The sequence below is a fragment of the Pseudoxanthomonas sacheonensis genome (assembly GCF_010093305.1).
GTDB lineage: Bacteria > Pseudomonadota > Gammaproteobacteria > Xanthomonadales > Xanthomonadaceae > Pseudoxanthomonas_A > Pseudoxanthomonas_A sacheonensis.
The window spans coordinates 1-12,781 of record NZ_PDWS01000009.1; the positions used below are offsets into that span (position 1 = coordinate 1).

A 12,781-nucleotide genomic window follows, 5' to 3' on the forward strand; every position below is an offset into this window, starting at 1 on the left:
ACCGGTTCCGGCCGAACTGGAGTGGAAGGTCTGCTTGAGCCCGTCGACGGTACCGTTGATCACGCCGCTGTCGAAACCGAACAGGAAGCCGCCGATGGTGGCCACGCAACTGATCAGGATGATCAGCGGGGTGTTCTCGCCGCTGTCGGCACTGGTACTGCTCAGGGTGGCACTGGACATGGGTTCACCTTGGTAGAGGGCGGCGGCGGGTCGGATCAGGCGCGTAGCAAATACTGGTTCAGCAGGTTTTCGTAAGCTTCCTGCCGACCGCTGCGCTGCTGCGGCTCGCCGGCCTGCGAAGCCTGCGCGACCAGGTCGGCCAACGTGCGCTGTCCGTCCTCGAACGCCTTGCCTTCGCCGCTGTCGAAGCTGGAATAGCGCTGCTTGCGCCAGCTCTCCCAGGGCGAGGCCGTCAGCAGCGCATGCGCCACTTCCAGGCCGCGTGCGAAGCTGTCCATGCCGCCGATATGGGCGAGGAAAAGATCTTCACGATCGGTCGATTCGCGCCGCACCTTGGCGTCGAAATTCAGTCCGCCAGGTTGCAGGCCGCCCTGGCGCAACACCACCTGCATGGCGCCTACCGTGTCGTAGAGATCGCTGGGGAACTGATCGGTGTCCCAACCGTTCTGCGCATTGCCGCGGTTGGCGTCGATGCTGCCCAGCATGCCCGCGTCGGAGGCCACCTGCAGATCGTGTTCGAAGGTGTGTCCGGACAGCGTCGCGTGGTTGGCTTCGATATTGAGCTTGAAGTCTTTTTCCAGACCATGCTGGCGCAGGAAACCGACCACCGTGGCGCTGTCGAAGTCGTACTGGTGTTTCATCGGCTCCATCGGCTTGGGCTCGATCAGGAAGTTGCCGGTGAAGCCGATGCTGCGGCCATAGTCGCGCGCCATGGTCAGGAAACGCCCCATGTGCGCCAGCTCGCGTTTCATATCGGTGTTGACCAGGCTGGCATAGCCCTCGCGGCCGCCCCAGAACACATAATTCGCGCCGCCCAGTTCCACGGTGGCGTCCAGCGCGGTTTTCACCTGTACCGCAGCGCGCGCGACCACATTGAAATCCGGATTGGTCGAAGCGCCATTCATGTAGCGCGGATGGCTGAACAGGTTCGCCGTTCCCCACAGCAGCTTCATGCCCGTGGCATTCTGGCGTTCCTTGGCGATGGCCACCATATGGCGGACGTTCTTCTCGTACTGGCCGACATCGTCGTTGTCAGGGGCCAGGTCGATGTCGTGGAAGCACCAGTACGGCACGCCCAGCTTGGTGAAGAATTCGAACGCCGCATCGGCCTTGGCTTCGGCCTTCTGCAATGCGCTGCCGGTGCCTGCGTCCCATGGATAAGCGCGGGTGCCGGGACCGAAAGGATCGTGGCCGGCATTGCAGAAGCTGTGCCAGTAGCACACCGCGAAACGCAGATGTTCGGCCATGGTCTTGTCGCCGATGCGCTTGTCGGCGTCGTACACCTTGAAAGCCAGCGGGTTATCCGAATCGCGGCCTTCGAACGGGATGCGTCCGATGCCCGGGAAGAATTCTTTTTCGCCGACGAAATATTGACTGCTCATGAGGGGGTCCTACGGTTTTGTATCGGGTTGGAAAGGCTTGTCACGCGGCGTAGAGGCGCTGCGCGGCGGCAAGGTGGTCCAGGAAACGGCGGTAAGGCTCGCGGTAGGCGACCACCTGCCCGGCATCGGGCGTGCAGGTCAACGCCTGGTCGCTGATCGCGTGCGCGCCGACCAGTTCGGGCAGAGGAGTCCTGTCCCCCTGCGCTTGCGTGAGCGACCACAAGGCCTGCAGCGCAGCGCCGAATGCGGCGCCCTCGGCTTCGCGCGGTACTTCCACGGTCAAGCCGAACACATCGGCGACCATCTGCCGCCAGGCAGCGCTCGCGGAGCCTCCACCGGTCAGAACGATGCGGTCGAACGACATTCCCGCCGCGAGAAAGGCGTCGTATCCGTATTTCAGCGTGAACGTGGCGCCTTCCATGGCGGCGCGATAGAAATGGGCCGGGCTGGCGTTGTGCAGGCTGAGACCGGTCAGCACGCCCTTGCCCAGCGGCAGGTCGGGCGTACGTTCGCCATTCAAGAATGGCAGCATGGTAAGACCGTCGGCACCAGCGGGCGTAGCCGCGATATGCGCATCGCCCGCGCGCGTGCTGAAGCCGAACAGCCTGGCGATGGTCTCGGTGGCCACCGTGCAATTCATGGTGCAGATCAGCGGCAGCCATCCTCCGGTGGAGGAACAGAACGCCGCCCAGCCGCCGGCCGGATCGATCACCGGCGTATCCGAATACGCGAACAGCGTGCCCGAGGTCCCCAGGCTCATCGCCAGCCTGCCGGGCACCACGCAACCGGTGCCGATGGCGGCCATCATGTTGTCGCCGCCGCCTACCGCGACCAGCACGCCTGGCGACAGGCCCAGTTCTTCGGCACGGTCGGCGCGCAGGGGGAACACGCTGTCGGCGGCAACCAGCGGCGGCAGGCACTCGGTGAGATCGCGTTGCGGATCGATGGCTTTCAGCATCGCGGGCGACCATTGCCGCGTGCGCACATCCAGCCAACCGGTGCCCGAAGCGTCGCCGTGTTCGCAGAAGGCTTCGCCGGTAAGCCAGAAATTCAGATAGTCGTGCGGCAGCAGGATCCTGGCCAGGCGACGATAGACCTCGGGCCGGTGTTTGCGCGTCCACGGCAATTTCGAGGCGGTGTAGCCGGCCAGAATCGGATTGCCGGCGATGGCGATGCTGCGTTCTGCCCCACCCACCGCGTCCATGATTTCGACGCATTCAGCGCTGCTGCTGGTGTCGCACCATAGCTTGGCGGGGGCCAGGACTTCACCGTCGGCGCCGACGGGCACGAAGCCATGTTGCTGTCCGGAAACCGCAAGCGCCTGGATGTTCCTGCGAAGGCCCGGATCGATGTTGGCGAAGCATGCGCGTACGGCTTTGACCCACTCGCCGGGATGTTGTTCGCGGCTGCCGTCGTCGCCGCTGATGAGCTCCAGCGGCGCGCTGGCGGCCGCGACTACGCGCCGCGCTTGGTCGTCGTAGACGACGACTTTCACGCTCTGCGTTCCCGCGTCGATTCCGGCGGTAAAAGTCACTGCAGCAACTCTGCCGGAAAAAAAGTTAGCGCTACCATTCCGGTGGCAAAAAAAAGACCAGCTGCTTGAAAGACTCGATTTCACTTCCCGCCCCGATCTGTGCCGCTGATGTTTCGCACTTTAACTATCGCTTCAAGAAAAAGCCTGCTGCAACGCAGAATATGTTTTAAATCAATGCGTTACTAGGCAGCAGTACGCGAATCCTTTCGGGACGCCAGTCGACAGGTTTTCGTTTCGGCGCCTTTTCAGCCTGGGTATGAAGACATCTCTTCCTGCTGGAACCATCAGGGAACCACATCGATGAAGGTATTGATCGATAGCCGCCCCGTCACCGGATCGGCGGGCGGAACCCGCGCCTTGTCGATGCTGCCGGAGGGCAACGAATTTCGCCGATAAACCACCATCCGGTTGAACACGCCTTCCACCTTGGCGACCCGCTCGAACAGCGCCGTGTCTTCACCGATGTAACCGTCCGCGACATCGCTGCCACGGCTCTCCTGTTCCAGGCAATCGAAGTACTCCTTCCGTCGTTGCTCGTCGATGTACTCGAAACCGGTGCGGCGGTGACGATAGAAGGCCGTTCCGCCCCAGTCTGCGTGGAACAGGTAATGCACGGTCGCCAGCCCCTCGCTGCGAAGCGAGTCGATGTGCGGTATGCGCTGCAGGAACAACAGCTTTTCCGCAGGCAGGGTCACCAGCGAAAAGTGGCACATCGGGAACACGAACCGGCCGGGTTCCAAGCCGAAGCATTCCTTCAACAACGGGTTCAGGGTCGTCTCGAGGAAGCGCTGGTACGACAGCGGCGCCTGGGCGCGGATGCCGGGGAACATCGAGGCTTGCCCGACGAAGTGGCTGCGCGCGGCTTTCCGCACCAGCCGCTCGGGATCGGAAACGAGATTGTCGATGACCAGCAGCGGAGCGCCCTCCGTTCCGATCGAAAGCTTGCGGACCTGGAGGCCGGGGTGATGGTTCAGAAGCATGCGTATTCCTCGCTGGCCCCACGCATGGCTACGCCGGCGTCGATCTCGCCCCCCACACCTCGGGCGCGGCCTTGCAATAGCGCTCTATGAATTCCTGCTGCGACGGCATCTGCGCGACCGTCCGCTCGATCGGCTGCCGGATCGAATCCAATAGCTTGCGCATGTCCTGATCGGGCAACGCGCGCGCCAGCGGGTGATGCTGCTCCGGCTCGATGCCCTGCCCCAACAGCACGTGCGTCCACGAGTCCACCCGGAACAGTTCATCCGCGCCCTGCCATGCGTGTGCACGCTCGCGCCACGCGCGCAGGCGCATCGCCAGCGATTCGGGCAACTCCATCTCGCGGCATTCTTTCCACATCGGCTCGTCGCGCTGGTTGGCGTGGTAGTGCAGGATGATGAAGTCGCGCACATGCTCCATTTCGGCGCGGCTGACGTCGTTGTAGATATCGACCAGCGAGGGTGCGATTCCATCGAATGGGAACAGCTGGATCAGGCGCACCACGGCGCTGATGGCCAGGTGGATGCTGGTCGATTCCAGCGGCTCGATGAAGCCGCTGGCCAGGCCCAGCGACACCACGTTCTTGTTCCACGCCTTCAACCTGCGGCCGGTGCGGAACGGTACCAGCCACGGATCCTTGATGGGCCTGGCGCCGACGTCCTGCAACAGCTTTGCCCGTGCTTCGTCGTCGGACATGTGGCGGCTGGAAAAGACCAGCCCGCAGCCGACGCGGTGCTGCAGCGGGATATGCCAACGCCAACCGGCTTCGTGGGCGATGGCGCGGGTGTAGGGCACGGGCGGACCGACCGATTCGGTCTGCACCGCCACGGCGCGGTCGCTGGGCAGCCACTGGTTCCAGTCCTCATAACCGGTGTGCAGGGCCTGCTCGATCAGCAGGCCGCGGAAGCCGGTGCAGTCGATGAACAAGTCGCCCTCGACGACCTGCCCGTCTTCCAGCACCAGCGCTTCGACGAAGCCGCTATCCGCATGCTGCCTGACTTCGTGGATCTTGCCCTCCATGCGCTTCAATCCGTAGCCCTCCGCAATGCGGCGCAGGAAGCGCGCATACAGGCTGGCGTCGAAATGGTAGGCGTAGTTGACCTGCGGCTGTTGCGGCAATGCGAACCGGTCGTCGCGCGAAGCGACGGTTTCCAGACAGAAATCGCCCAGTTCCGATTGCATGCCGCGGCGCAGGCTGTCGAGCCAGAAATGATGGAAAGGACAGACCAGCGTGCCCTGCCCTGTGGTTCCGAAAGGATGGATGTACCGCTCACCGGGCCGGCGCCAGTTCTCGAACGAGATCGAAAGCTTGAAAGTGCCGGCGACGGCGCGCAGGAATTCCTGTTCGTCGATCTGCAGGAAACGGTGGAAAGTGCGGATCGGCGGCACCGTCGATTCGCCGACGCCGACAGTGCCGATCTGTTCGGACTCGACCAGGGTGATGTCCAGCCTGTCACGGAACTGGTGCGACAGGGCGCAGGCGGCAAGCCAACCCGCGGTGCCGCCGCCGGCGATCACCACCTTGCGTATTTGCCCTTTATCCGATCTGTCCAATTCACTCTCCCCTTTTGCAACGGATGCGGCACGAGGACCGTTCGCACCTCAGCGATTCAGCTTTCCAATCAGCATGGCGCGGATCCGCCGCGCGAGCGTTTCGTCCACGGGCCCCAGCACGTTGCGCGCCGCATCCGGCAAATGTTCGCCCGCCCGCTCGGCCGGCCCGAAGACGTAGTACTCGAACACGTCCCGCCAGGCCTGCTTTTCCCTTTCCGGCCGGTCGCGGATCGTCCACAGCGCGTGGTAAAGCGCATGCATCGGCGTGGGCACGTAAGCGGGCGAACTGCTCCACCAGTAATTGACCAGCACGTTGAACGCGTCCAGCGCCTGCACATGGTGCCACCACATGCTGGGGATGAAGATGGCGTCGCCCGGCTCCAGCAACGCGCTTTGACCGCGTGCCAGCGCGTCGCGGAAGTGCGGATAACGTTCGAAGTCGGGAGCGGCGAAATCGACCACGCTCACCGCCTGCCCGCCGGGCGTCGGCTCCAGCGGACCAGGATAGAGATTGGCGATCTGCTCCGGCGGAAACAACGTGAACCGCCGCCGCCCGACCGTGCAGCAGGCGATGTTATTGGGCGCGTCGTAATGGCACGAGGCGGTAACGCGATTACCGACCCAGATACTGGGCGGAGCCTGCACACCATGCGCGGCGAAGTCGAGATCGTTCCCGGCCCGGAAGCCCGGCAGACAACCCTCGATCGGCAGCGACGCCACGTAGTAGGTGGGCGGATGCGCGTCGTCCGCATGCGCGGCGATTTCATCCAGCACCCGATCGAGCCCGCCGCGCCGTACTTCGCAATTCAAGCCGGTGAAATCGTCGTTGTAGAACGGACGCCCGGCCACTTCCGGTCCGCCATAGGAATACTGTACCGGCGCGCCGTTGTAGTAGCCGCGCAAATAAGCCATCGCCGCCTGCATGGATTCCAGTCCGGCCCGCACCAGTCCCCAGTCGCGCGCGATGCCTTTCAGCAACGCCGGCTGTCCCACTGCCAACAACTCGTCCAGCGGCAGCGCGTCGGGCCGGCAGCCTTCGATCACGCGGATATCGCCGGCCACCTCGACCATGCCGTTCACGCCGCGCGTTCGGGCGCCGCAGCGTCGCGCTCGCGCAAGCGGCGCTGTTTTTCGGCCATCAACCGGCGCACGTTGTGCAGCGAAGCCAACACCAGGTAGGCGCCTTCGAGGAAGCCGGCCTGGTTCAGGCGGTGCAGCGATCCGGCGTCGAGCGCGGCCAGTCTCTCGCGATCGATGCCGTACAGGCCGCTCACGCTGACGCGGTGCTTGTCCTCCAGTTGAACCTCCAGATTGACCGGCTGGATGAGGCTCATGGAATCGAACGCGGCGAACATGGCCGCACCGAACTCCACACCGTCGCGAATGCCGCGCAGCACGCCGGCGATGTGTTGCAGGTAAGGACTGTTGCCGCCTTGCGGCAGGAACACCGGTTCGCCTTCGCTGAAACTGACGCGCGGATGCTCCAGATCGACATGCATGACCGGCTCGTTACGCAATTCGCCGTCGATGCGCTGCTCCTGGAAGCCGATCAGGAACGGCCCCTTGGCGATGGCGCCCGGCAGGTAGGCGGCATTCCAGCGGCCGTCCTGCAGGAACAGATTCTCATGCTGTTCGAACCCCAGCAGCGCCACCGATTGCCATTGGCCGCTGTCGCCGTCCTTGCGGAAGAAGATCGGATACTCCCTTTGCAACTCGGCGTACTCGCTAGGGAACGCCGGCACCATGCCGATGTCGTCGCCGAATTGGCGGCCGAAGCCGGTGACCACGCGCAGGTCCTTGTGGGTCACGTTGTCGAGCAGTTCGTATCGGGCCATCAGGATTCCAGCGATTGAATGGATGCGACTCGGTCCACGGCGACGATTGCAGAAAAACCTTGCGCCGGCAAGCGAAAACGCTTGTGCCGAAGGCCCCAATAAAAGGGACCGCTGCTTGCGCAGCGGTCCCGCTTTTGACGACGTTCCAAGCGCGGACTTCGCTGAACTCAGAACTTGTAGCGCACCCCGAGCATGTAGCGCGGGCTCTGATCGGCCAGTTTGACGATCTGCTTGTCGGTGCGGGCGTGCCAGCGCACGTCCTCGCCGGTCAGGTTGATCGCCTCCAGGCCGAACGACCAATGGTCGTCGAGCGCGTAGTTCACGCTCAGGTCCCACTGCTCGTAGGCTTCCACGTAGTACGGATTGCGGCTGCCGCCCTGGTTGGCCAGGATCAGGTACTCGTCGCGCCAGTTCCAGGCCAGTCGCACCGACCAGCCATACTTTTCATACATGAACATGGCGTTGGCGGTATCGCTGAGGCCCGTCAGGGCGAACTGGTCGATGCCCGGATCACCCGCATCGTCATAGCCCACATCGCCCTTGACGACAGTGTAGTTGGCCAGAACGCCGAAGCCGCTGTCACCAAAGAAGTACTGGCCACCCAACTCCCAACCGTGCAACTTGGACTGGTTCTGATTGACCGGCCGGTTGACGTTGAACATGTACAACGGATCGTCGGCTTCGCCGACCAGGTTGTACGCGGTTTCCGTCGCCAGTTGCTGCGCGCCGGTACCGTTGAAGGCCGCCAACCCGGCGGGATCGTTGCGCAATAGCGCCAGCGCGGTGAACAACGAAGTGTCGTTGGCCGAACAGGCCGCGGCGTTGGCGGCGCCCACCTGGGTCACACATGCCGCACTGGTAAGGAAAGCCAGGGCGGCCTGCGCATCCGGACCCGAAGTCGGATCCCGCAGCCCGTAAAGCGACTCTTGGCCGACGGTATTACCGATGAAGTTGTCGACCGACTTGTTCCAGTAGGTCAGCGACAGGTAACTTGCATCCGCGAAATACCACTCCAGCGCCAAGTCCAGGTTGTCCGATTCCAAGGGCATCAGGCCTGGGTTCTGAGCGTTCCCGCTGGCGCGAGCTGCGGAGTCGAGCAGGACCGAGCCAGACGGTTGTTGTGCGCCAGGACCGGCATACAGGTTGCCGTAGGGTGCACGCGCGATGGTTCTGCCGAACGAGGCGCGGCCCTTCAGCTCATCGGTGAAATCGATGCTGAAATCCAGATTGGGCAGGATATAACTGTAGCTGTTCTTCTCGCTGTACGGCTGCTGCTCATCGGACAGCACGATCCTGAAATCGTTGTTCGCCGACCATTCGATTGCTTCCGGTATGGCGATCACCGAAGTCGAGACCAGGTCCGTCTTCTCGTAACGAATGCCGATGCGGGTGTTGGTGCGCATCCCGCCCAGCTCGCCCTCCAGCTGTATCTGCATGTAGGCGGAGTTGGTCTTTTCTTCGACACGGTTGTCAGCCGCGTTCTGCGGACTCACGCCGATGCTGGCACCGTAATGGTCGGCGGCCCATTGCGCCAACTCGCCAGCATCGCCCCGCCACGCGCCATTGCTGCTGCCGACGTTGTAATCGTTGAACAGACCCGCGATGTCGTACGGCTTGATCAGATCCATCAGGCCGTTGGCGACGTCGCTATCCACGTTGGCAACGCCCCAGTCGCCCAGGGTCGAATAGTTTTCCGCAGCCTGCAGCCGGTGGGTCGAAGACTTGGAGCTGTCGACGCCGAACTGGAAACGGCCGCTGTCGAAAGTCCATTCGCCGTCGATACGGCCCTGCTTGATTTCGCTGACCTGGGTCTGTGCGTTGATTCGCAGCACCTGCGAGCCGATTTCGCCCTCGACGAAGCCAGGGTTCACGACACCGTTGGTACCGGCCAGCGCGTCTGCGGTGCTCGGATACCAGGTCTGCGAGCCCCGTGGCAGTCCGCTGTTGAAGAACAGCTCCTGTACCCACGACCCGCCGCAGTGCGGGCCGGTGGTGCAATTGTTGGTGCCCGCGATACTCGAGAAGATCGAGCCGCCGCCGGTCAACGGGTCGTTCGGCCGGCTCTCGTTCTTGGAGTTGTGCGCGTCGAAACTCAGGCGGAAGTCGTCGCTGACATCCCAAACCGCATTGAAGCCCAGCGAGCTCAGCTTGTATTTCTGCATGCTGCGTTGCTGTTCCAGGCCGAAGTCCTTGGTGCCGGCGATTTCGCGGATGTAGACCGGGGTGGCCACTGCGCCGCTGGTATCGAACTCGACGTCGGTGTACTGGCTGTTCTGCAGCCACATGCTTTGCTCGCCACGATTCTCGGTGATTTCGTTGGTCGAGTAGGTGTAGTCCAGGGTCAGGGTCAGGCTGTCGATCGGCGCGAACTGCACCACCGCCTGTCCGTTGACCCGCTCGCGCTCGAACTCGGAGAAGGCATAGCGCAAGTCGTTGGGACGGGCGTAGAGCTCACCGATGGCGGGCGCGTTCACTACGTTCGGGTTGCCGGGCATGGTCCCGGTCCACTGCTGTATGTTCCAGTAGTTCTCGGTCGCCTGCACCGAGCCGCCCTTGCGCTTCTGCGAACTCGCGCTGACGCCTATGCCGAAGGTCTTGTCGGCATTGGTGAAGCTGAAGATACCGGACACCTCCGGGGTGATGTCGTTCCCGAACGGCTGCGACCGGTCGGAGACCGCCTTGACGCCGGCACTGGCGACAATGCCCTCATGGTTGAAGGGCTTGTCGGTCAGGATGTTGATGGTCGCGCCGATGCCGCCGCTCGGAACCTGCGCCTGACCGGTCTTGTAGACCTCGATGCCGCTGATCGCCTCGGCCGCAAGCTGGGCGAAGTTGAACGCGCGGGTACCGCCGTCCACGCCGCCGATCGCCACCTGGCCGGCCGCACCAAAGGCGTCTGCGCCGGGCATCTGGCGGCCATTGAGGGTGACCATGTTGAACTGCGGACCGAAACCGCGCGCGGTGACCTGCGCGCCTTCGCCATCGCGGCGCTCGATCGAGATGCCGGTGATGCGCTGCAAAGATTCGGCCAGGTTGGTGTCCGGGAACTTGCCGATGTCCTCGGCGCTGATCGCATCGACCACGCCGGCGGAGTCGCGCTTGATTCCCATCGCCTGGTTGAGGCTGCTGCGGATGCCCGTCACCACGACGGTATCGAGCGTCGTGGCGTCGTCGGTCGCCTGCTGCGTGCCCTGTGCGGGTGCGTCCTGCGCAAAAGCAGGATTGATGATCAGCATACCGCCAACGAAGGTGAACATGGCCTTCGACTTGAACCGCTTCGACTTGTGACTCATGAGTATTTCCTCAGCACTGGAGTTGGACGGCCAACGGCAAAGTCATTTACTGCATGCGACGCGGCCTTGGCCAAGGCCGCCTTTCGTGCGTGGCACCGGAATCTGCACCCTGTCATGTGTTCTCCCCTCTCTGTTTCGATCCATGGATGTACCGCCCTCCCCTTAGGGCCCCGCGGGCCGCAGCCCGTCCTCTCTCCTAAACCAGGCATTCTGCGAACGCCCTTGCAGCAATATCGGTTGCTGGCTCTGGCAAATCGAAACTGTGTGCAACCGCAACGCTTCACAACGTTTCCGCACAAATCAGCCCATGCCGGGATTCTGTCGTTTTGGTAGCGCTAACATGGGATTGAAGCAATCTACTGACGCTCGCCTGTGTTTGTCACCATGCAGTGCAGCAGAAACCGCTTCCACAGCGATTGCTCGCGTACGCGACGCGATGGAATCCGCTAGCGACGCCAGCGACTGGATCGATTCAAAAGCGCTGGAGACGATGGTCCGACGTGTCATGAGCGGGGCGACCAGCAACAGCGCACCGACGAACGAAGCCTCAGGCGGATCGACGTGCGTCAATCGTTCCAGGTGCGCCTTAAAGGATGGGCCTCGGTGTTGAACACCATGCCGTCGAAATCCAGCGCCTTGCCCGGAGCGAACAGCAAGTAGTAGTACTTGAAGGTTTCCGCGAACAGGAAGCTCTCCATCGAATCTTCCTTTTCCTTGCTGCGCACGTCCTTCAGAGCGGCGAAACCGTGCCCGGTACGGGTATGGCGGACGAAATCCCGGAAGAACTCCTTGCCCATGCCACGATAACGCGCGTCGCCGGTGTAGCGGTACAGGTAATAGGCCGATTCCACTATCTCCGGGCGCAACGGATAGCCGGGCGAACGCACCTGCATATCCGCATAATCGATCGATTCCGGTTCGATGCCGTGCAGGCGCCACATCTTCAGACCGGACTCCTGCAGGCGTTTGGCGCGGTCCAGGTCGCCGCCCAACGCCAGCAGTGCCGGCATGAACGCATCCAACGCACCGTAGACCGTCTGCGTGCGGGCGCCGGTGTTCATGTCGGCATAGCCGTACCAGAGTTCGCCACCGCGCACTTCATCGGACAGGTAGCGATTGATCGGGCCGATGCTTTCGTCCCACATGCGTTTGCAGTCGTCGTCGCCGAAGAGTTTCCAGCATTTGTAGAGGTATTCGTAGTACGAATCGATGCCGCCGGCGATGTGGCTGGTAGGATTGGTCCACTCACCGGTTTGCACGTCGATGCTCAGACCAACCAGCCCGATCTTCGAGCGGCGGTTGAAGGTTTCCACCAGAGCACGCTTGGCCTTGTCGTAGTAGACCGGATCGCCGGTGAGCTTGCTCAGCGTACCGAATTCCAGCAGCAGCGTACCGGTTTCCGCAGGATTGCTGATGGTTCCCCGCACTTTGCCGGTACGCAGGTTGACGTGGGTATAAGGCAAGCCGGTCCGGGTATCGAATACCGGCAACAGGCGCTTTCCGAGGTCTTCGGCAAGACTCAGCAGGCGCTTGTCGCCGGTCAATTGATATCCGGAAATCAGGCCGCCCAGTAGGCGGATGGTGATTTCGAAGTTCTGTACGTACATGTCGCGATCGAACGACAGCTGGCCGACGATCAGTTCGCGGGCTTCACCGGCTTCCTTGTCCAGTCCCAGCAGCACCAGGGTATCCAGCGCGTCGACAGGCGACATCAACAGGGAGTGCTGGTACCAGTCGCGTGGCGCGGCGCTGAGCGGCTTCAGATCGTCGTGGCCTTTCGCGAAACGCATGTAGCCCTGCCAGGCGTGGCGCGCCTCGGCGCGCACTTGCTCGGCCAACCGCGCGGACTCCCGGGCCTCGACGGCCGGCACGGCTTCGACGACATGCTTCGGCACGCCGTCGCTATCCGGCGTTTGCGCACCTGCCGTCCAAGCCAACAACGACAACAATACGATGCCGGCCACTGCCCTGCCCTGCTTTCCCTGGAACATCGGATTCTTCCTTGTCATCTATGGAATACGGTCA

At 62.8% G+C, this 12,781-nt stretch carries 8 protein-coding genes and 1 pseudogene; all 9 read right to left on the reverse strand.

Annotation, left to right across the window (positions count from 1 at the left end):
- Nucleotides 1-180: pseudogene (locus CSC73_RS09250) on the reverse strand (sugar porter family MFS transporter); the annotation flags it as partial.
- A gap of 35 nt (nucleotides 181-215) precedes the next feature.
- Complete coding sequence (gene xylA, locus CSC73_RS09255) at nucleotides 216-1,562, reverse strand: xylose isomerase (RefSeq protein ID WP_163840162.1); 1,347 nt, start codon at nucleotides 1,560-1,562, stop codon at nucleotides 216-218.
- A gap of 40 nt (nucleotides 1,563-1,602) precedes the next feature.
- Nucleotides 1,603-3,096: a xylulokinase gene (xylB, locus tag CSC73_RS09260; RefSeq protein WP_163840163.1), complete on the reverse strand. Its 1,494-nt coding sequence runs from the start codon at nucleotides 3,094-3,096 to the stop codon at nucleotides 1,603-1,605.
- A 284-nt stretch (nucleotides 3,097-3,380) separates the two neighbouring features.
- Nucleotides 3,381-4,076, reverse strand: coding sequence for a DUF6445 family protein (locus CSC73_RS09265; protein WP_163840164.1), 696 nt, complete (start codon nucleotides 4,074-4,076; stop codon nucleotides 3,381-3,383).
- Nucleotides 4,077-4,104: 28 nt separating this feature from the next.
- Nucleotides 4,105-5,628 (reverse strand): tryptophan halogenase family protein, encoded by a 1,524-nt coding sequence (locus CSC73_RS09270; RefSeq protein ID WP_163840165.1) that lies wholly within the window; start codon nucleotides 5,626-5,628, stop codon nucleotides 4,105-4,107.
- Between the two features lie 48 nt (nucleotides 5,629-5,676).
- Nucleotides 5,677-6,699, reverse strand: coding sequence for a cupin-like domain-containing protein (locus CSC73_RS09275; protein ID WP_163840270.1), 1,023 nt, complete (start codon nucleotides 6,697-6,699; stop codon nucleotides 5,677-5,679).
- 5 nt (nucleotides 6,700-6,704) lie between these two features.
- A complete protein-coding gene (locus CSC73_RS09280) occupies nucleotides 6,705-7,463 on the reverse strand; it encodes a SapC family protein (protein WP_163840166.1) in 759 nt (252 codons plus the stop codon).
- 167 nt (nucleotides 7,464-7,630) lie between these two features.
- A complete protein-coding gene (locus CSC73_RS09285; RefSeq protein ID WP_163840271.1) occupies nucleotides 7,631-10,720 on the reverse strand; it encodes a TonB-dependent receptor in 3,090 nt (1,029 codons plus the stop codon).
- Nucleotides 10,721-11,322: 602 nt separating this feature from the next.
- Nucleotides 11,323-12,747, reverse strand: coding sequence for a glycoside hydrolase family 47 protein (locus tag CSC73_RS09290; protein WP_163840167.1), 1,425 nt, complete (start codon nucleotides 12,745-12,747; stop codon nucleotides 11,323-11,325).
- Nucleotides 12,748-12,781: the final 34 nt, after the last annotated feature.